The following is a 19,862-nucleotide window of genomic DNA, read 5'->3' as shown; positions in this document are numbered from 1 at the left end:
CGTATATATAAGAACTATGGTCAGACTTCAGCTGAGTCTCGCAGACGAAACCTTTATTTTGCATTTAAATGGCTCACAGTTAATTCAGCTTTTTCATCAACAACAAGCAATTGCCTTCGATAACCCAGAGCTCGAACTTTATGAGTTTGATTTTCAGGGGCAGCGTATTGGTCTTGATACCAGTAAAGTGCACGAAAAAAGCTTAGCAATTTTTGTTAACCAGCAGCAGGTGAGCCAACTTGCTTTACCTGAGTTACAAGAAGCTGAACCAAAACGCGGCATTATAGGTTTGCTGGCACTGGGTTTTAAATTATTCAAAAGTGCAAAAGTAGTGAAAGCAGCTTTAGCGGGTGCTTCGGTGGCAGGCTACGCTTGGTTATTTTCCATTGAATTTGCCTTAATGTTAATTGCTTGCTTGGTTGTACATGAATATGGTCATGTGCGTGCTATGAAATATTTTGGCATTAAAACTAAAGGTATTTACCTTATTCCCTTTGTTGGTGGTTTGGCTGTTTCCGATGATAAAATTACCACGCGATGGCAAGATGTGGTGATCTCACTCATGGGGCCCGCTTTTGGCTTAATTACCTCAGTACTGGGAGTCGTGCTTTACTACGCCACTGAAATGGAAATATTCGCTGGTGTGGCGGTACTCAGTGCACTGTTAAACCTATTCAACTTGTTACCTATTCTGCCCTTAGATGGCGGCCATGTACTTAAAAGTATTAGTTTTTCGATGCGTTCATGGATAGGTCTAAGTGTGTGTTTATTAGGTGTGTTATTTGGCTTATGGCTAAGCTACACCTTTGGTTTGATGCTACTTGTGTTCTTCTTATTTGTAGGGGCACTTGAGATTATCTTTGAGTGGCGCGGACGTCACTACTCACACCTCATCCCTCTTGATACTTATGGGCAAGGCTTCTCAGCGGTAATGTACGCACTGGTTGTTGCAGGTCATGTGGCAGTGATGATGCACTTTGCCGATTCAGAAAGCGCAATCCTAAGCTTACCAATGAAGATTTTAGCAAGTTAATAAGCATTGCAATATTAAATATTAGGAAGTGTTTTTTCACTTCCTAATTTTGAGTTAAGGATAAAAGCTCAGCATCAAAGATATAAACACGCCGGTGATGATCAGCTGTACAAGGCAAAAGCCCATGATGTCTTTTGCTTTTAAGCCGGCAATAGCAAGCACAGGGAGTGCCCAGAACGGTTGAATTAGGTTGGTCCAGGCATCGCCCCATGCAACCGCCATAGCAACTCGTGGCATATCAGCGCCAAGTGTTTGTGCGGCTGGAATGACAATCGGCGCTTGCACTGCCCACTGGCCGCCGCCTGATGGCACAAATATATTCACAAACCCTGCACTTACAAAGCTCCAAAATGGCAGCGTCTCGGCGGTTGCAATGGCAATAAACCCTTCAGAGATTTGTTGAGCGAGTCCCGTTTTTACCATAATCGCCATGATCCCAGCATAAAATGGAAATTGAATGACAATACCAGCGCCGCTGGGGATTGCTTGTTGTAAGCTGCTTAGTAAATTATGTGGTGTTTGATGCAGTAAAATTGCACTGAATAAGAAAATAGCGATCACGCTATTTAAGTTTAAGCCGCCACCGTTTAGCACAAAATAATAGAATAAATAGGCAAGACCAACGGCACCTACCCCCATACCAAGCAAGCGACTGTGCTCGATGACTTCGGCAGGGCGGGTAGGCGTCGCTATTTGTTGTGATTCATCTTCAAGCTTTGCTAGGTCAACATAAACGCTGTCTTTTTCGCTTGGCAACATATAGCGATTTACCAGCGGCATAATAATAAATAAGCCCACAACGATGGCGATATTGAATGCTGAAAAGATCGTGTTCTCGGTGCCTATTATGCCAATGCTTTGCTGTGAAAAGTGACCATCGGTTGCGATAGTCAGCGGTACTGAGCCGGCTAAGCCGCCATGCCAAACAATAAAACCAGAATAAGCACTGGCAACTAGTAAACGGTAATCAACGCGGGTTTGTTTCGCAATTGCTTTGGCGAACAAAGCGCCAATCACTAAACCAAAGCCCCAATTTAGCCAGCTAGCCAATAAAGACACGAGCGTAACGAGTATGATCGCTTTGGCAGGGCTGTTGGCGAGAGTTGCAAGTTTGTTGAGTATGCTGCGCATAACAGGGGTACTCGCTAGCATGTAGCCCGTTAGCAGCACCAGCAGCATTTGCATGGCAAATTGTAATAGGTTCCAAAACCCACCTCCCCAAGCCGCGAGTACCTGCGTGGGCGTTGACGGAGTAAAGAGACTTGCAACGATGAAGCTCAGTAAGGTGAGTAAAATAACAAATACGAACGGGTCGGGTAGATAACGCTCAACTAGTTTAGTGAATGGTTTAGCAACGCGATTTAGCATAGTTTTTATTGTTGTCGTCGAATCGATAATGCCAATAAATCATGAATAACGATAATTGGCAAATTGCGACGCCGTTGCTTTAGCTGATGCGTTTAAAAACAGATGCTATAGCGATTACTGTGAGTCTTGCTCTAGCACGGCTTTTAAGCGAGCTTGAACTTCTTCTACTAATAGTATTGGCTGGAACTTGGATAAAAAGGCATTACAGCCAACCTTCTCAACTAAAGCTTGGTTAAAGCTTCCGCTTAGGGATGTATTAAGAACGATATGTAAGTTCTTCATTCGGCTGTCGTTACGAATTTCGTGTGTTAAACGATAGCCATCCATTGCTGGCATTTCAGCATCGGTGATCACCATAAGTAATTCTTTCTCAACATCTTTGCCTTGATCAGCCCAGCCTTTTAACATCTCAAGAGCTTCAAGTCCGTTACGAGCAGGTATGATTTCGATACCAAGTTGCGATAATGTATCGCTTACTTGCTTACGTGCTGTAGGTGAATCATCGGCATGAAGAATTTTGCGGCCTGCAAATTCGTTCACGATGCTTTTATCAAGAATATCTTCAGATATTTGGACTTCGTACTCAACGATTTCGGCGAGCACTTTTTCTACATCAATAATTTCAACCAACTGCTCTTGGTCATCACGTTTCAATTTCGTTAAGGCAGTTAGGTAGTGATTTTTACCAATAGCAGTTGGCGGCGGCATGATATCTGACCATGTCATATTGACAATTTGATCAACTTTACCAATTAAAAAGCCTTGCACGGTGCGATTGTACTCAGTGATAACGAGGTTTGTATCTTCGATGTGTTTAGCTTCTGGCATGTTTATCGCTTTGCGTAAATCAATCACCGGAATGGATTCGCCGCGAATATTTACGACCCCAGACACTTTAGGATGCGCATGGGGAATTTTACTAATTTGCGGTAACTTGACCACTTCTTTCACTTTGAACACATTGAGTGCGAATAAGTGGCGACTGTGTAGGTAAAATAGCAAAAGCTCTAAGCGGTTTTCACCGACCAGTTGCGTACGCTTATCAACAGAAGCAAGAACACCTGACATATTTCACCCTAAATACCTAATACAGAGATAGTATAGTCTACTATTATTTTTCATCGACATGCATTAGGAATTTTCCATCAGTTGCCAAAGAGCAAGCATTACAGTACCGTATCGATAATTTCCTCCACTATAAATCGCAAGGATTATGCATCATATATTTAATCGTTTAGTGGTACTTATTCGCAGTCATATAGATCAAGTAAGTTGGCAGGCTGTGGTATTTACTACGCTTTTGCATATGCTACTTATTTGGTGGCTACTTATGCTTGCAGGAGAGCAAGCGCTCACACCACTCAGTACTTATTTTTATTATTATGTAGTAACAACATCAACAGTTGGCTATGGCGACTTTAGCGCTAGCACAGAGCTTGGCCGTTGGATTGTCGCATTACTACAAATACCTTTTGGTTTAGCATTATTTGGCGTTCTGTTAGGAAAAACAGGGCAAACAGTAACTTATTTAATTAGGCGCGCTATGACGGGTGATAAAAGCTTCGCACATATAAACAATCACATAATTATCTTTGGTTGGCACGATACACGGACTAAGAAGATGGTTGACTATATCTTGGCCGATCATAAACGTTTAGATCGTCGTATTCTATTGGCGGTCACAGAGCAAATGGAACATCCATTTTTAGCAAATCCGATGGTTGATTTTGCTCGGCTAAGTAGCTTTACTGACTTAGATGAGTTGAAAAGAATCGCCATTGATCGCGCCGACAAAATTATAATTGATGGCCAAGATGATGACCAAACGTTTACAACAGCCCTGCGTATTAGCAAGTTGGTCAATGAACAGTGCCACATCAGTGCGCACTTTACTGATGAAACTAAAATCGAAATGCTACATGAGCATTGCCACAATGTAGAATGTAGCAGTGCTAAATCAGCAGAGATATTAGTGCGTTCAATGCAAGACCCAGGTTCAAGCCGCGTGCAAGAAGAGTTGTTATCGACACTACACGGGGATACTCAATTTAGTTTACCAATTCCAAAAGGCGTGCAAGCAATGGAATTTGGCAAGCTGTTTCATCACTTTAAATATAGTCACGATGCTATACTACTGGGTGTCGCACATAACTTGAGTGCAAAAAATATGGACTTAAACCCGCCACTTGATTATGTAGTAAGTGAGGGAGATATTTTGCATTATATTGCTGCGGAGCGTGTTTTGAGCGACGAAGTTGATTGGTCAGCGTTGGTATAGTACCAATCCGCAATAATACTTAATCATTTTGAGGGATTAAACCTGTTGCTAACTGCGTTAAAAATTCCTCATTTAGAACAACTAAATAACAAAATTTTTGCCTTGCTATCAACAAGGTTTTATTGCCTCAAAATGGACCACTTAATTAAGCGAATTGGTATTTATGAGTGAAGTTGCGTTTTTAATTATTGTATTGAGTGCCTACATCTTACCTGTGGTCATTGTGCTCAATAGTAAACGCACTCAGGGCCACGAAAAGAATGCTTGGTTAATAGGTATCATCTTCTTTTCGTGGTTAGCTTTAGTGATGTACTTAACAATTATCCCCAAACACGGACGGGTCAAAAAACACCGCAAAGTAAAACCCAAGGGTTAACTTACGCCTTAAGGCTTCAAGCTGCTGTATCACTTCAACTGTTTTAGTTTATGATCTATCACAGGGTCATCCGGTGAGAGTTGCTGCGCTACTTCTAATACCTTAATAGCATCGTTTGGGTGTTCATCTTGATGTTTGATTGCAACATCAATCAGCGGTTGCACATCAATCGCATCCTTTTGTTCTTGCATATGCTCAGCTTTTTCTTCTGCTAAAATTGTATGCGCGGTGCTTAGTAAGGCTAAACGATGTGGCGAACTCTTGTTTGCTTTATTTAGACGACGATAATAGTCTTCTTTAAAGCGCAGGGTTTTTGTTTGTTGGCGGAACTGGGCTATATCAACTTGCTGGTGGCTAATAAAATCAACAGCAACATCTTTATAAAAGCCAAACTTATTTAAATATGTTGCATGAACACTATGGCCCATACCAAACACGCGTAAGTGGGTTAGTTGTGGGTAACGTTTAGCATGAGCGCGGTCGATGCGATTCGTTGGATCGTAAATAATATAACCCTTTGCATGGCCTAAATCTAAATCGTGGTAGTCACCGTTCCAATCGAATTTTTGCGCGATTTCGGTGCTTGAACGATCATCCCATGGCGCTTTTTCTTTGTTTTTTGTGCTAACAGGGTGAAAGAGTAAAACTTTATCAAGCTTTAATAGATTGGCAAATGCACCAACGGCAAAGCCTCCTCGACTCAAGCCATAACCTAACCGTTCTTTAAACCCACTAATCAGTGGTGCTAGCTGCTCAATGAAAAACAACAGATTACGGTGTCTAAACCAGTTACTAATGCCTAAATGTTGAAAGGCGATAATATTCACATCTTGCTTTTTCGCGAGCTTATAAGCCCAAGGCGAAAAATCATCAGTGATATCATGTTCTTGATAATTTGTTCCAGCAGGAGAGAAGGTAATTAGCAGGGGCTTATTGGCATCAATGATATGGTATTTTACATAAACATCGCCGAGCAAGTCACCGCCAGTCATAGGCATAAGGCTTTGTTGCTCATCGCGGGGGAGACTGGTCCATTCCTCTAACCAATACAGTAATTTCATACATCCCCCTTAGTACCTCTAAAATAAAGGGGCGAAATTATAGCAAAAATAGCAGCTCATTAAAAATGGTCGCTACTTTAATAGCTCATTGCTATGATCTGTTGCCAATCATGTTCGGTTACCGGCATTACTGACAGTCGTCCGCCTTTTTTAAGGGCTATTTCGGTAATTGACTCATTGGCTTTAATTGCTTGCAGGCTAACTAGCTTTTTAAGGTGTGATTGATATTTCACATCGACCACAAACCAGCGCGGGTTATCAGCGGTTGCTTTGGCATCGTAGTAATCGCTATTTAAATCAAACTGTGTTGGGTCGGCATAAGCTTCGCGAGTCACCGTAGCGATACCTGCAACACCCACCTGTTTACAACTTGAATGATAAATCATTACCAAGTCACCTTGCTTGATACCATCGCGAAGAAAGTTGCGGGCTTGATAATTACGCACGCCATCCCACATAGAGGTTTGCTCAGGTGCGTTTTTTAGATCATCAATTGAAAATGCATCGGGTTCGGTTTTAAAAAGCCAATAAGCCATAATTAGGTGCTCTTACAAAGATTTACTTCCAATTAGTCTATAGTATCATTAAACGCTTGTCGGGATTGAGGATAAATAAATGAGCCAAGTATTAGATGACCTACTGTCATTAATGTCGTTAGAAGAGATTGAGCAAGGCTTGTATCGCGGGCAAAGCCAAGATTTAGGATTTAGAGCTGTATTCGGTGGTCAAGTAATGGGGCAAGCCCTATCTGCTGCAAAAGAAACATTACCACAAGGGCGTATTGTTCACTCTTTACACTCTTACTTTTTGCGCCCAGGTGATGCTGCAAAGCCGATTGTCTATGATGTCGAGAATATTCGTGATGGTAAAAGCTTTAGTACTCGCCGTGTAAAAGCAATTCAATACGGTAAGCCGATTTTTTACATGACCGCCTCATTTCAAGGTGAAGAAGAGGGCTTATCACATCAAGCGCAGATGCCTGATGTACCTCAGCCTGAAGAATTAAAATCATCTCTTGAATTTTACCAAGCAAATGCAGAGCTTATTCCTGAACCAATTCGTAATAAGTTCATCCGTGAAGTACCGATTGAAATGCGTCCTGTGACTTTCCATAACCCGTTCAAACCACAAGTTATGGAGCCAGTTAAGCATATTTGGTTTAAAGCAAATGGTGAGATGCCTGATGACCAGCGTATTCATAATTACTTACTTGCGTACGCGTCTGATTTTGAATTTTTACCAACCGCATTACAGCCACACGGTGTATCGTTTATGCAGCCGAATATGCAGGTTGCGACGATTGACCATGCAATGTGGTTCCACCGTCCTTTTAGACTGGATGATTGGATTTTATATTCGGTTGATAGCCCAAGTGCGAGTTCTGGTCGTGGTTTGGTACGAGGTCAGTTCTTTGACCGTCAAGGCAATTTGGTTGCCTCAACGATCCAAGAAGGGGTCATGCGCCAGCGTTAATTTTCTGAATGCTGAGCTTGGCTTTGCACTATATCATCAATTGACTGCCAGACCCGTGCTGGCAGCAATGCTTTAAGATATAAATACACTTCACACAGCTCATTGCTGCCCGTTAAGCCTTGCTCTGTTTCGGTAATTAGCTTTTGCTCACGTAAGCTTGAAATAAAACCAATAAGCACTTTTTTATCAAAGAACTCTGGGGTTTTAATGCCATGCAAGGTGCCTAAGCGCTCTGCTAACACTTGGCTTTCGTGTTCAAGTTCTTCACGCTCAATACCACTGCTAGTTTGAATAAAGCCAACCACGATAGCGTAACGCTGTAGCGTTAGGTTTAAGGCACGACCTAGCATTTCGAGTTTTGCTAAACAGTCGTTGCTGTTGGTGATCTTGATGTTATCGCCATCAATTTCAATGAGATCTTGATCAACGAAGCTTGCTAGAACCCGAGTAATGTAGTTTTCATCTAACTCATGTAGGAACCACTCTTTGGCAAACAGCGGGTAAAAACGCGCAATTAAGGCTTGGCACTCTGCTAAGGTCGTTTTGTGTGCCTTGAATAAATGCAGCGCCAATAAGCTTGGAACTGCAAATAAGTGCAATACGTTATTTCGGTAGTAGTTAAACAGTGTTTTTTCTTTATCGTTGATAGCGATAATTTCGCCAAATTCATCACTGATAACATCAAACTTATTAAGTTTGAGTGCATGCTCTAGTAGCTGTTCTGCGCTTTCGTCTGGTGTGGTCACCTTTTCACTGTAACTGGCGCTACGTTGTAAATGAAGATAAAACTCAAGTTGAGCAATCAGCTTAGGTCTACTCAATGCATGTTTATCATTAACTAATAAAATCATGGCAAGTAGATTCACTGCATTTAGTGCAGCAGCACTATTAATATTAACCATTACCTTATCAGCAAGTTCGGCGACCTGCGGTCCAAGCCATTGTGGTTTCTGAACATCAGTTGGGTGAATAGATTCACGCCAATCAGGTTGTTGATCATTTAGGTATTGATTAATCGAAATAGGGTCGCCAAAGTTTAGGTAACCACGGCCATAGTTTTTTAGGTTTTTTATCGCTTTAAAGATACCTAATACCGACTCACCTTTCTTATCGTTACCAGCAAGCTCTTTTAAGTAGGTATTAATTTCCATTACGTGCTCATAACCAATGTATACAGGAACAATCGAAATAGGGCGATCAATGCCACGTAGCATGGCTTGCAACGTCATGGCGAGCATGCCTGTTTTTGGGGGTAACAAGCGACCAGTGCGGCTACGGCCACCCTCAGTGTAAAACTTTACTGAATAGCCTTTGATAAATAACTGGCTCAGATACTCTTTAAATACAGATGAATACAATTTATTGCCCGCGAATGAGCGGCGAATAAAGAAAGCACCACTACGACGGAAAATACCACCTGCCGGGAAGAAGTTTAAGTTGATACCTGCGGCGATATGCGGCGGAACCAAGCCTAAATGGTAAATAGAGTAGGTCAGCAATAAGTAATCCATATGCGAGCGGTGACATGGCATATAAATAATCTCGTGACCTTTATCTGTAAGCTCATGCACTTGTTCAGAAAACTTAATATCAATACCGTTATAAAGTTTATTCCAAAGCCAAGTTAAAATACGGTCTGCAACACGAATAGTTGCATCGCTGTAATTGGCGGCAATCTCATCAAGTAATTTAAGGGCATTTTGGCGAGCTTGCTCTTGGCTGATGTTCTTTTCTTTCGCTTCTATTTGAATTGCTTTTTTAATTGTTGGTGATGCAAGTAGCGAATTAAAAAGCTGCTCACGCGATGGCATCTTCGGGCCTGTCGCTGCTAGTTTTTGACGGCGAAAGTGTACACGGGCTACACGTAATAATTTATGCGGAAGCTCATCAACATCGGCTTTTTCATTTACTAATAAAGATAAGTCGAGCGGCTGACTAAAACGAATAAAGTTATCGCGCCCAGAGAATAGCAGCACAAAGAACTTACGAAACCAGCTAGGTGTTAATGAGTGAGATACCAAAGTTCCCAAACCTGGCTTTTCTTTTCCTGGGTTTCTGCCCCATAAAATCGTCACTGGGATCACTTGAACGTTTTTCTCACCTGATTGCATCAGATGGTCAATAATCTGTTTGCCTTGTTGCAGGGCATTGCTTGGTTTGCTTTTGTTACCAATTAGCGGTGGCGGGTTTTGAATACCAATAAAGCGATCAAGTTCAGCATTACCTAATAACTGTTCTTCGGTTGGGTCTGGTAAACCGTATTTCTTACATACCCGTGCGAGTGCGGCTAAATCAGAACGCGCATTAAGCCTAACAATATAGAAGGTCGGGTTGGCTGGGTTTAGATTGTATTGTTCAATCGGGTTTTCTGGTAGCACCTTACTTTTTACAAACAAGCGGTTCATACCGGCAGAAATGAAATTTAAACAACGATTAATGATACGCATCAACTCACCAAAGTTATTAGTAGATATTAAATAGACCGAGTGTGGTCAAAAATAAGCAGCATAGAATAACAATTATTAACTGGACTGACCATTTAAAAGCGATTTTCTAGCTCCTTTACCGAACCAAGTATAATTTAAAGACGCTAATGTTATTGATAAAGTTCGAAAAATAAACAAAGTTTAATTTAGACCTTTGGGATTTTAAAAATAGTTGTTGCATTTATCACCAATCTATCTATAATACGCAGGCTTTCAAAATTCCCTCGGGAACTTGGAAGGAAAAATTAAGCTTGGATTTCAAGCTAATAAACAGGAATTCCGATTTGGAATTCAACGTAGATATAAGAGAACAGCCGACGTCTTAATTAATAAGTATGTTTCGGTCGTTTTTTTATGCTCTTTTTAAATGCTCTTTATATTGAGGTTTAAGAATGTCAAATCAACGCATTCGTATTCGCCTAAAAGCTTTTGACCACCGTTTGATTGACCAATCAACGGCGGAAATCGTGGAAACTGCGAAACGCACTGGCGCACAAGTACGTGGTCCAATCCCACTACCTACACGCTTTGAACGTTTTACTGTACTAACTTCACCGCACGTTAACAAAGACGCGCGTGATCAGTACGAAATCCGCACCCATAAACGTCTGATCGACATCGTAGAACCAACTGACAAGACTGTTGACGCTCTTATGCGTTTAGATCTTGCTGCTGGTGTTGATGTTCAAATCAGCCTGGGTTAATCGGAAGATTAGAGAGGTTTTAGGAAAATGGCATTAGGTCTAGTCGGTCGTAAAGTGGGTATGACACGTATCTTCACTGAAGATGGTGTATCTATCCCTGTGACAGTTATCGAAGCGACTCCTAACCGTATTGCTCAGATCAAATCTGAAGCAACTGACGGTTATAACGCGCTTCAAGTAACCGCAGGCACTAAAAAAGCAAGCCGTGTAAACAAAGCAGCAGCGGGTCACTTCGCTAAAGCTGGTGTTGAAGCGGGTCGCGGTCTGTGGGAATTCCGCCTAAATGGTGGTGAAGGCGATTTTGAAGTAGGCGCTGAGCTTACTGTTGAATTATTCAACGAAATCAACAAAGTTGACGTAACCGGTACTTCTAAAGGTAAAGGTTTCCAAGGTGGTGTTAAGCGCTGGAACTTCAGCATGCAAGACGCTACTCACGGTAACTCTCTATCTCACCGTGCTCCTGGTTCAATCGGTCAAAACCAATCACCTGGTAAGGTGTTTAAAGGTAAGAAAATGGCCGGTCACATGGGTGCTGAGCGTGTAACGACTCAAAACTTAGAACTAGTTCGCGTTGACGCTGAGCGTAACTTGCTTTTAGTTAAAGGTGCAGTACCTGGCGCTATCGGCGGTGACGTTATCGTTAAACCAGCTGTTAAAGCATAAGTCCTGGAGATTTAGTGATGGAATTAGCAATTAAAGACGCTTCTGGCGCTCTTGAAGTTTCTGAAGCTACTTTTGGACGTGAGTTTAACGAAGCATTAGTACACCAAGTAGTTGTTGCTTACGCAGCAGGTGCTCGTCAAGGTACTCGTGCTCAGAAGACACGTTCTGAAGTAAGCGGTGGTGGTAAAAAACCATGGTCTCAAAAAGGTACTGGCCGTGCACGTGCTGGTACAATTCGTAGCCCAATTTGGCGTTCAGGTGGCGTTAGCTTCGCAGCTAAACCACAAGATCACAGCCAAAAAGTAAACCGTAAAATGTACCGCGGTGCGATCAAAAGCATCTTATCTGAATTAGTTCGTCAAGAGCGTTTAATCGTTGTTGAACAGTTTGGTCTTGAAGCACCAAAAACTAAAGAACTAGTTGCTAAGCTTAAAGAACTTGAGCTTAAAGATGTTCTAATCGTGACTGAAGAAGTAGATGAGAATCTTTTCTTATCGGCACGTAACCTATACAAGGTTGACACGCGTGATGTAGCTGGTATCGATCCTGTAAGCCTAATCGCTTTCGATAAGGTACTTATTACAGCTGCTGCTGTTAAGCAACTTGAGGAGGCGCTAGCATGATCCGTGAAGAACGTCTTTTAAAAGTGATCCTTGCTCCACACATCTCTGAAAAAAGCACTATCGCTGCTGAAGAAAACAACACGATTGTTTTCAAAGTAGCTTCTGATGCAACTAAAGCTGAAATCAAAGCTGCAGCAGAAAAGCTTTTTGAAGTAGAAGTAACTGGTGTTCGCACACTAAACGTTAAGGGTAAAACAAAACGTACTGGCATGCGTTTCGGTCGTCGTTCAGACTGGAAGAAAGCTTACGTTACTCTTAAAGAAGGTAGCGAGCTAGACTTTGTCGGCGGCGCCGAGTAATAAGGGGAGTTAGAATTATGGCACTTCAAAAGTGTAAACCAACTTCTGCGGGTCGTCGTCACCTGGTTAAAGTGGTTAACCCAGATCTACATAAGGGTAAACCTTACGCACCACTACTAGAGAAAAACTCTAAGTCTGGTGGTCGTAATAACAAAGGTCGTATCACGGTTCGTCACATCGGTGGTGGTCATAAGCATCATTACCGTGTAATCGACTTTAAACGCACTAAAGATGGCATTCCAGCTGTTGTTGAGCGTCTAGAGTATGATCCAAACCGTAGCGCAAACATCGCTCTTGTATTATATGCAGACGGTGAGCGTCGTTACATTATTGCACCTAAAGGCTTAAAAGCTGGTGATTCAATCCAATCTGGTATTGATGCACCAATCAAAGCTGGTAACACGTTACCAATGCGTAACATGCCTGTAGGTTCGACTGTTCACAACGTAGAATTAAAACCAGGTAAAGGTGCGCAAATCGCACGTTCTGCTGGTGCATACGTTCAAATCCTTGCTCGTGAAGGTCAATACGTAACTCTACGTCTTCGTTCTGGCGAAGTTCGTAAAGTTCTATCTGACTGTCGCGCAACACTTGGTGAAGTAGGTAATGCTGAGCATATGCTTCGTTCACTAGGTAAAGCTGGTGCAAATCGCTGGCGTGGTATCCGTCCGACAGTTCGTGGTGTTGCCATGAACCCGGTAGATCACCCGCACGGTGGTGGTGAAGGTCGTACATCTGGTGGTCGTCATCCTGTGTCTCCATGGGGTAAACCGACTAAAGGTGCTAAGACACGTAAGAACAAGCGTACTGATAAATTTATCGTACGTCGTCGTACTAAATAATAGTTGAGGAATAGCCATGCCACGTTCTCTCAAGAAAGGTCCTTTTATTGACCTACACTTGCTGAAGAAGGTAGAGAAAGCGTTGGAAAGCGGTGACAAGAAGCCAATTAAAACTTGGAGCCGTCGTTCAATGATCATACCTAACATGATCGGATTGACCATCGCTGTCCATAATGGTCGTCAGCACGTTCCTGTGTTCATCACAGACGAAATGATCGGTCACAAACTAGGTGAATTTGCACCAACTCGCACTTACCGCGGTCACGCTGCGGATAAGAAAGCGAAGAAACGTTAAGAGGGGAATGATAAATGCAAGCATTAGCTAAACATAAATTCGCCTCTGGTTCGGCGCAAAAAGCACGTCTAGTTGCAGATCAGATCCGCGGACTTCCGGTTGATCGCGCTCTAGAAATCCTGGCGTACAGCCCTAAAAAAGCGGCTGTATTAGTTAAGAAAGTACTTGAGTCTGCTATTGCTAACGCAGAGCATAACGAAGGTGCTGACATTGATGAGCTTCGTGTAACTACGATCTTTGTGGACGATGGTCCAACAATGAAGCGTATTATGCCACGTGCTAAAGGACGCGCAGACCGCATCCTTAAGCGTACAAGCCACATCACTGTTGTGGTTTCAGATAGCTAGGAGTATAAGTAATGGGACAAAAAGTTCATCCTACTGGTATTCGCCTAGGTATCTCTAAACCTTGGGTTTCTACCTGGTACGCGAATTCAAAAGATTTCTCTGATCAGCTTTTTGGCGATCACAAAGTACGTACATTCCTTACTAAGGAATTAAAAGCGGCTTCTGTGTCTAAAATCGTTATTGAGCGTCCAGCTAAATCTATCCGTGTAACAATTCACACAGCTCGTCCTGGTGTTGTTATCGGTAAAAAAGGCGAAGACGTTGAAAAACTACGTCAAGCAGTAACTAAGATTGCAGGTGTTCCGGCTCAGATTAATATCGCTGAAGTTCGTAAGCCTGAACTTGATGCACAACTAGTAGCTGACGGTATTGCGTCACAGCTAGAGCGTCGTGTTATGTTCCGTCGCGCTATGAAGCGTTCGGTACAAAATGCAATGCGCATTGGTGCAAAGGGTATCAAAGTTGAAGTTAGCGGTCGTCTTGGCGGTGCTGAGATCGCACGTTCAGAATGGTATCGTGAAGGTCGTGTACCTCTACATACTCTTCGTGCTGATATCGACTACGCAACTTCTGAAGCCTTAACCACTTATGGTATCATTGGTGTTAAAGTTTGGATCTTCAAAGGCGAAGTTATTGGTGGTTTACCACTAGTACAAGAGCAAGAGAAGCCAGCTAAACGCGCGCCAAAGAAAGCCAAAAAAAGTGCTAAGTAGAGGTAGCGAGTAATGTTACAGCCAAAACGTACAAAATTCCGTAAAATGCACAAAGGCCGCAACCGCGGTTTAGCGCAAAACGGTAACAAAGTAAGCTTCGGTACTTTCGGTTTGAAAGCTACTGGCCGTGGCCGTATGACTGCTCGTCAAATCGAAGCAGCTCGTCGTGCTATGACACGTCACGTAAAGCGTCAAGGTAAAATCTGGATTCGTGTATTCCCAGATAAGCCAATTACGAACAAACCATTAGAAGTTCGTATGGGTAAAGGTAAAGGTTCTGTTGAATATTGGGTTGCTGAAATTCAACCTGGTAAAGTACTTTACGAAATGGAAGGTGTTTCTGAAGAGCTTGCTCGTGAAGCATTCAACCTTGCAGCGCGTAAATTACCATTCACAACAACTTTCGTAACTCGGACGGTGATGTAATGAAAGCTAGCGAACTAAAAGACAAAAGCGTAGAAGAGCTAAATGCTGAACTTCTAGGACTTCTTCGTGAGCAGTTCAACCTGCGCATGCAAGCAAGCACTGGTCAGTTAGCTCAGACACACACGCTAAGAACAGTACGTCGCGATATCGCGCGTGTAAAAACAGTTATTAACCAGAAGGCAGGTCAATAATGAGCGATAAAATCCGTACTCTTCAAGGCCGTGTAATCAGCGACAAGATGGACAAATCTTTCACTGTTGCTATCGCACGTTACGTGAAGCATCCAGTATATGGTAAATTCATCAAACGTACGACTAAACTACACGTACATGACGAAAACAACACAGCTCAAACTGGTGACGTAGTTACTATTTCTGAGTGCGCTCCTATTTCTAAGACTAAGTCTTGGACTTTAGTAGACGTTGTTGAGCGTCCAAAGAAAGCTTAATTTTTAATTAAGTTTCCTTACTAAAAAGCCCCGGCATCTGCTGGGGCTTTTTGTTTTTAAAATACAGCAATATGCTGATCGAGAGAGTGGCTTTTTAACTTGAGTTCATTAACTCAAGTTTGTTACCGCTATGCCAATTCATTTCTCACATGCTTTAAATAGGCTTGTAGGCTTTCTTGCCAAAGTACCATGGCATCAGTTAATGAATCCTTCAAAGGTTTGTTATCGAGTAGCCTACGCTCAATTTTCTTAAGTTCTAAACCATAGCGGTTAAAGCCTAGTTGCAAAGCTGTGCTAGCTTGGCGGTGGAGTAGCTTGATACACTGATCTTTATCGTCTTCGACGAGCTGCTGGCAGCGGATCAGTTTGTTTCTAGCTGAGAGTACAAACTCGTTGTAAATTGATGACATCTCATCTTCATTGAATGAACTTACAAGAGTGGCTGCGGCTGTTTCATCATAAAGTGTATCACGCAGTTCTACGGCAATACTTGCTGCTTGATTCGTTTGTGAATCACTGAGCGCTTGGCGTAGTTTTTGCTGCTTTATTGGCTTGCCTACAATGTCTTTAATACCGAGTGCTAAGTACTCTTTAATTTCATCCGGACTAAGGCTTGCGGTAAACGCTAATACAGGGGTTCGTTGGTTTAAATGGTCAATATTTTTTAGCTTTTTCAGCACTTCTTGGCCAGTTAGATCTGGTAAATTCATATCCAATAGTACTACATCAAAGTGATGTTTCTGCATCAGTTCAATTGCGCTGGTACCATCTTTAGCAAGCTTAATTTTGTGTTCATCATCGGCCATAAATTCAATGGCAATTTTCTGGTTTAAATCGAGATCTTCAACTAATAAAACATCAAGACCGGTTACGTAATCTTTTGATTGATGGCGTTGTTCAACTAAGCTGAGTTCACCAATAGCAAGAGGAATATCAAAGCTGAAAGTACTGCCTTTATCTAGTTCACTTTCAATAATCAGTTTACTGCCTAATTTTTCGAGTAAACGACTGGTGATCGCTAAGCCAAGGCCCGTTCCGCCTTTTTCTTTACCTGCGCTGCTTTGTACATAAGGTTCTGTTAGGTATGCAATCTCTTCATCTTCAATACCTGGACCTGAGTCTATTACACTAACACGCACAAGGTGATCTAATTGACCTTCATTTAGCAGTTTAACATGGATTTTCACGGCACCGTGGTCGGTAAATTTAATCGCATTTCCAACAAGATTAATAATTACTTGCCTGAGTTTTTGTTGGTCGCAGTAATAACATGCTTGTTCGGGTAGGTTGTAAATAAGTTCAAATTTTAAGTGTTTTTGCTCTGCTAAAGGGCTTAGTAAAAGGCAGAGGTTATTGAGCCAGGTTTTAAACTCTACGTCTTCTTCGTAAAGCGCTTCATCACGTTGGTCGAGGCTTGCATAGTCGAGTACTTTATCTACCAATAGGTTTAGTGATTCAGCTGAGTTAATTATCGCCTCACAGTAAGGCTTATCTCGTGGGTCACTCGACTGATTCATTATTAACTGTGCACTTCCTAAAATTCCATTTAATGGTGTGCGTATCTCATGGCTGATAGTTGATAAGAATAAGCCACGTATTTCTAGATCTTTATGCGCTTTTTCGGCTAATTGGTTTAAGTTTTGTTCGCGACGTTCATTACATAAAAGTGCCATACCTGTTGCGTAAAAGATCGGCGCGATGACGCCATTTATCAACAAAGGGATACTAAACCAATTTGTAGATAGTAGATTAGCTGCAGTGACATTTTCCATCATTACAGTACGGCCTGTGAAAACCGCTAGAAGAATGCTGAGAATTAAAATATAAACAATACTGCCATTTGGGTAACTTTTACGACCATTACGAATGAATAAAGCCAGTAAAAATAATACCTCAACGATATGTTGAAGGTCTGAAACCAGAATTCGACTACGTAATTCTGCGCTGTCGGAGGCAAGGTAAATTATACTGATAGCTAGTACGACGGTAATAGCAATAAAGGTTTTAAAGCCAACGCATTTGGCATTTAAAAACTGGCAAATAGCGAGTACATGAATAATGGAGGCACTAAAGAGCAACGTATTTGCAATGCCAACACTGGCAATATTATTGATGTGGCCATGTAATGCAAAACTCATTACTGATGCAAACATCACTAAAGGATAGAAAATATAAAGTAAAGTACCCGGAGTTTTTTTATTGGTTCGCCATGTAAGATAGTTAAGAAGGGTCATCACTGCCATCATGGCTGCACTGGCGTAATATAAAGTAACAGAATCGAGCATTGTATTTCCGGTGTTTTGCAATCAGTTTGAGCATAAAGTCAATTGCAGTGTTTAGCAACCAGAAACAAAAACAGACGCGGCTGCGTCTGTTTTAACTAGTAGGATGTTTGGTTTAACGAATTTCGTCTGGAATATTTTGCTGTGCCCAAGACAATAGCTCGATACGGTTACGACATTTAGTTTTTCTAAATGCACTATATAAATGAGTTTTAACTGTATGTGGGCTGATGCTTAAGTCTTCAGCAATTTCTTTATTCTTCGAACCTTTACTCATTAGTGAGATAATTGCTTTTTCACGTTTAGTAAGTTTAACCGGTTCGATATCACCATCTGTCAATTTGTGGAGTGCATCTTTATTGAACTGCAACATACGATTTAGTGCGTTACACATGATATCGCGGCGGTACCATAGTTGATCTTCAAGTAATAAACGAATGCCTTTCATTAACACATCTGCATTATCTGTTGTGTAAAATACACCACGAATACCACTTAATAGAGCACGGTTAGCAAGTTCAGGGTTTTCATCTAAGTTAAACAGTACGATATCGCATTTCATTCGAAGATTAACTAGTTGTTCTTTTAACTTACCCCACGGATCAGTGCTTGAAGTTTCAATAAATAACAAGCGTGTTCCTTCTGGTACTTCAGAGATATCAGTACCAGATGTCACTGCAAGTCCTTGTGTTTTTAACAATGGCTCTAATACGTTTATGCCAATAGTGTTAATTGGCTCTGGATCTAATAATAAAAAGGCTGAACTACTCATATATATACACTCTTGAATAAAGTTGACAGTTAAATCCTATCACGCAATCCACCCCTTTCGTATTAGAAATTTCTGAGAGTTGTGCAGGAAAAGTACAGTTTGTGTCTGTTTTCTGTCAAAAATTACAGTTAGTTAACAAAGTGCAGTATGTTAACTAACTGATATATAATTATTATAGCCGAAAATAATATGTTTGTGCTAGTTTTTACAATTGTTTACATATCAAAGTATTAGATCGGTTGTTTTTTCTTATCTTGATATGGAGGCCAGCCCATTTCTTTACCTGCTAGCATGTGTAGATGTATATGGTACACAGTTTGTCCACCATGGTCATTACAGTTCATTACGACGCGAAAACCGTCTTCACTAAAGCCAAATTGCTTGGCGAGCTTTGCTGCAACCACATATAAGTGACCGACTAAAGCTGCATTTTCTTCTGTAACATCGTTAATTGTCGCTATTGGAGTTTTTGGGATGATCAGTACATGAAAAGGGGCTTGCGGGTTGATATCTTTAAAAGCCAGTGATAGCTCATCTTCATAAATAATATCAGCTGGGATCTCTCGGTTAATAATCTTTGTAAAAATAGTCTCTTGGCTCATACTTAGCTCTCTTATAAATGTGGTTAAATGACCACCCACTAATGACAAACTTTATTTGCAGTGTCAAACTGAAACTGCCGCAAGTTGAACAACCAAGGAGTGAACATGCGTAAGTTAGTATTACTGAGTAGTGCGTTAATGCTATTTAACAGTTTTAGCAGTGTAGCTGAGACTATTCACTTTCCAGAAGAGTTTGTACCTTTACAAGTTGGAGAGCGCCTTATTGAGCAGTCGTTTTTCAGTCGTGTTGACGATGTTGAGCTTGCTCCTGGTACATACCAAGTGAAGATGAAATACACAGATCTATATGAACAAGGATATGATGACCATCAAGTTGTTGAGTCTGAGCCGTTTTGGGTTGAGCTCACGGTGGAAAGTGGCAAAGACTATGATTTAGTGTTCAATCGTGCCAATAATGCTGTTGCCGCAGAAGTATTTGCTGAATCACCGCAAGTAAGCTTAAAAGCCAAGGGTAGTGAACTTGCTGTGCCTTTATCTATAGTTAGCTATCGTGTAGCAAGCACGCCAGTACAAGCTGTGGCAAGCGCCCCAGTTGCTGCTACAAGCAACAAGCCTGCGACTGCAAAACCTGTTACATTGCCTGCAAAAGTACCCGGCGGACAAGCAGGACTTAAAAATATGCCAAATGCGGCTGCTATGCTTGAATTTTGGTGGCAACAAGCAAGCCCTGAAGAGCGCCGTGCCTTCTTACAAAAAGTAAGTAACTAATAAAAGAATTAAAAAAGGCGCTGATTTTCAGCGCCTTTTTTG

The 19,862-nt window shown here is 41.7% G+C and carries 24 protein-coding genes; 16 read left to right on the top strand and 8 right to left on the bottom strand.

The genetic code is table 11. The features are described from left to right. Positions 1 to 16: 16 nt before the first annotated feature. On the top strand, positions 17 to 1,033 hold the full coding sequence (locus tag QUE86_RS06890; protein ID WP_130050269.1) for a metalloprotease: 1,017 nt from the start codon (positions 17 to 19) through the stop codon (positions 1,031 to 1,033). Between the two features lie 54 nt (positions 1,034 to 1,087). On the opposite strand, the gene QUE86_RS06885 is transcribed toward QUE86_RS06890, so the two are convergent. Both QUE86_RS06885 and QUE86_RS06880 read right to left on the bottom strand, forming a co-directional pair. Continuing rightward, positions 1,088 to 2,401 (bottom strand): short-chain fatty acid transporter, encoded by a 1,314-nt coding sequence (locus QUE86_RS06885; protein ID WP_130050270.1) that lies wholly within the window; start codon positions 2,399 to 2,401, stop codon positions 1,088 to 1,090. 114 nt (positions 2,402 to 2,515) lie between these two features. Beyond that, entirely contained in the window at positions 2,516 to 3,469 is a 954-nt protein-coding gene (locus QUE86_RS06880; protein ID WP_130050271.1) for a chemotaxis protein CheV, read from the bottom strand. Positions 3,470 to 3,614: 145 nt separating this feature from the next. Here QUE86_RS06880 and QUE86_RS06875 point away from each other — a divergent pair, with 145 nt between their 5' ends. Together QUE86_RS06875 and QUE86_RS06870 are read left to right on the top strand one after the other, a co-directional pair. Next, positions 3,615 to 4,679 carry a potassium channel family protein gene (locus QUE86_RS06875; RefSeq protein WP_054563927.1) on the top strand — a complete coding sequence of 355 codons (1,065 nt, stop codon included), beginning with the start codon at positions 3,615 to 3,617 and terminating at the stop codon, positions 4,677 to 4,679. Positions 4,680 to 4,842: 163 nt separating this feature from the next. Beyond that, a complete protein-coding gene (locus QUE86_RS06870) occupies positions 4,843 to 5,055 on the top strand; it encodes a hypothetical protein (protein ID WP_130050272.1) in 213 nt (70 codons plus the stop codon). A gap of 29 nt (positions 5,056 to 5,084) precedes the next feature. Here QUE86_RS06870 and QUE86_RS06865 read toward each other — a convergent pair whose 3' ends face one another. Continuing rightward, a complete protein-coding gene (locus tag QUE86_RS06865) occupies positions 5,085 to 6,116 on the bottom strand; it encodes a cytosolic protein (protein WP_239977045.1) in 1,032 nt (343 codons plus the stop codon). A 77-nt stretch (positions 6,117 to 6,193) separates the two neighbouring features. Next, positions 6,194 to 6,652, bottom strand: coding sequence for an EVE domain-containing protein (locus QUE86_RS06860; protein WP_130050274.1), 459 nt, complete (start codon positions 6,650 to 6,652; stop codon positions 6,194 to 6,196). Between the two features lie 79 nt (positions 6,653 to 6,731). Between QUE86_RS06860 and tesB the strand changes: the two genes are divergently transcribed. Continuing rightward, entirely contained in the window at positions 6,732 to 7,589 is an 858-nt protein-coding gene (tesB, locus tag QUE86_RS06855; protein ID WP_130050275.1) for an acyl-CoA thioesterase II, read from the top strand. Here tesB and plsB read toward each other — a convergent pair. Beyond that, complete coding sequence (plsB, locus tag QUE86_RS06850) at positions 7,586 to 10,036, bottom strand: glycerol-3-phosphate 1-O-acyltransferase PlsB (RefSeq protein WP_167658234.1); 2,451 nt, start codon at positions 10,034 to 10,036, stop codon at positions 7,586 to 7,588. The two genes, tesB and plsB, sit on opposite strands and share 4 nt — an antisense overlap. Positions 10,037 to 10,467: 431 nt before the next feature. Here plsB and rpsJ point away from each other — a divergent pair, with 431 nt between their 5' ends. Genes rpsJ through rpsQ form a run of 11 tightly spaced genes read left to right on the top strand, consistent with a single transcriptional unit; the run spans position 10,468 to position 15,435 of the window. Continuing rightward, positions 10,468 to 10,779, top strand: coding sequence for a 30S ribosomal protein S10 (rpsJ, locus tag QUE86_RS06845; RefSeq protein WP_002957900.1), 312 nt, complete (start codon positions 10,468 to 10,470; stop codon positions 10,777 to 10,779). A gap of 27 nt (positions 10,780 to 10,806) precedes the next feature. Next, complete coding sequence (rplC, locus tag QUE86_RS06840; RefSeq protein ID WP_036974218.1) at positions 10,807 to 11,442, top strand: 50S ribosomal protein L3; 636 nt, start codon at positions 10,807 to 10,809, stop codon at positions 11,440 to 11,442. 17 nt (positions 11,443 to 11,459) lie between these two features. Continuing rightward, positions 11,460 to 12,065 carry a 50S ribosomal protein L4 gene (gene rplD / locus QUE86_RS06835; RefSeq protein WP_062568199.1) on the top strand — a complete coding sequence of 202 codons (606 nt, stop codon included), beginning with the start codon at positions 11,460 to 11,462 and terminating at the stop codon, positions 12,063 to 12,065. Then, positions 12,062 to 12,364: a 50S ribosomal protein L23 gene (rplW, locus tag QUE86_RS06830; protein ID WP_054552368.1), complete on the top strand. Its 303-nt coding sequence runs from the start codon at positions 12,062 to 12,064 to the stop codon at positions 12,362 to 12,364. The genes rplD and rplW overlap by 4 nt, the downstream gene beginning before the upstream one ends. 17 nt (positions 12,365 to 12,381) lie before the next feature. After that, the gene (gene rplB, locus QUE86_RS06825) at positions 12,382 to 13,206 is read left to right on the top strand and encodes a 50S ribosomal protein L2 (protein WP_130050277.1); all 825 of its coding nucleotides are present in this window, start codon (positions 12,382 to 12,384) and stop codon (positions 13,204 to 13,206) included. Between the two features lie 16 nt (positions 13,207 to 13,222). After that, positions 13,223 to 13,501, top strand: a complete 279-nt coding sequence (gene rpsS / locus QUE86_RS06820) for a 30S ribosomal protein S19 (protein ID WP_010376377.1) — start codon at positions 13,223 to 13,225, stop codon at positions 13,499 to 13,501. Positions 13,502 to 13,515: 14 nt separating this feature from the next. After that, positions 13,516 to 13,848, top strand: a complete 333-nt coding sequence (gene rplV, locus QUE86_RS06815) for a 50S ribosomal protein L22 (RefSeq protein ID WP_004588690.1) — start codon at positions 13,516 to 13,518, stop codon at positions 13,846 to 13,848. Between the two features lie 11 nt (positions 13,849 to 13,859). Further along, positions 13,860 to 14,561, top strand: a complete 702-nt coding sequence (gene rpsC / locus QUE86_RS06810) for a 30S ribosomal protein S3 (protein ID WP_054552370.1) — start codon at positions 13,860 to 13,862, stop codon at positions 14,559 to 14,561. Positions 14,562 to 14,573: 12 nt separating this feature from the next. Next, a complete protein-coding gene (rplP, locus tag QUE86_RS06805) occupies positions 14,574 to 14,987 on the top strand; it encodes a 50S ribosomal protein L16 (RefSeq protein WP_036974208.1) in 414 nt (137 codons plus the stop codon). After that, the gene (rpmC, locus tag QUE86_RS06800) at positions 14,987 to 15,178 is read left to right on the top strand and encodes a 50S ribosomal protein L29 (RefSeq protein WP_054552371.1); all 192 of its coding nucleotides are present in this window, start codon (positions 14,987 to 14,989) and stop codon (positions 15,176 to 15,178) included. Before rplP ends, rpmC begins: the two co-directional genes overlap by 1 nt. Beyond that, positions 15,178 to 15,435, top strand: a complete 258-nt coding sequence (gene rpsQ / locus QUE86_RS06795; RefSeq protein ID WP_054552372.1) for a 30S ribosomal protein S17 — start codon at positions 15,178 to 15,180, stop codon at positions 15,433 to 15,435. The genes rpmC and rpsQ overlap by 1 nt, the downstream gene beginning before the upstream one ends. A gap of 128 nt (positions 15,436 to 15,563) precedes the next feature. Here the strand turns inward: rpsQ and QUE86_RS06790 are convergent, their stop codons facing one another. The 3 genes from QUE86_RS06790 to QUE86_RS06780 all read right to left on the bottom strand — a co-directional run bounded on the left by QUE86_RS06790 (position 15,564) and on the right by QUE86_RS06780 (position 19,091). Continuing rightward, positions 15,564 to 17,720, bottom strand: coding sequence for an ATP-binding protein (locus QUE86_RS06790; protein ID WP_239977047.1), 2,157 nt, complete (start codon positions 17,718 to 17,720; stop codon positions 15,564 to 15,566). Positions 17,721 to 17,832: 112 nt separating this feature from the next. Next, the gene (locus tag QUE86_RS06785; RefSeq protein ID WP_063701100.1) at positions 17,833 to 18,489 is read right to left on the bottom strand and encodes a helix-turn-helix transcriptional regulator; all 657 of its coding nucleotides are present in this window, start codon (positions 18,487 to 18,489) and stop codon (positions 17,833 to 17,835) included. Positions 18,490 to 18,719: 230 nt separating this feature from the next. Continuing rightward, positions 18,720 to 19,091, bottom strand: a complete 372-nt coding sequence (locus QUE86_RS06780; RefSeq protein ID WP_130050279.1) for a histidine triad nucleotide-binding protein — start codon at positions 19,089 to 19,091, stop codon at positions 18,720 to 18,722. Positions 19,092 to 19,196: 105 nt separating this feature from the next. Between QUE86_RS06780 and QUE86_RS06775 the strand changes: the two genes are divergently transcribed. Continuing rightward, positions 19,197 to 19,820: a DUF2057 domain-containing protein gene (locus QUE86_RS06775; protein WP_167658232.1), complete on the top strand. Its 624-nt coding sequence runs from the start codon at positions 19,197 to 19,199 to the stop codon at positions 19,818 to 19,820. Positions 19,821 to 19,862 lie beyond the last annotated feature (42 nt).

This window comes from Pseudoalteromonas apostichopi (assembly GCF_030297135.1).
GTDB lineage: Bacteria > Pseudomonadota > Gammaproteobacteria > Enterobacterales > Alteromonadaceae > Pseudoalteromonas > Pseudoalteromonas apostichopi.
This window is presented reverse-complemented; position numbering and strand designations above follow the sequence as displayed.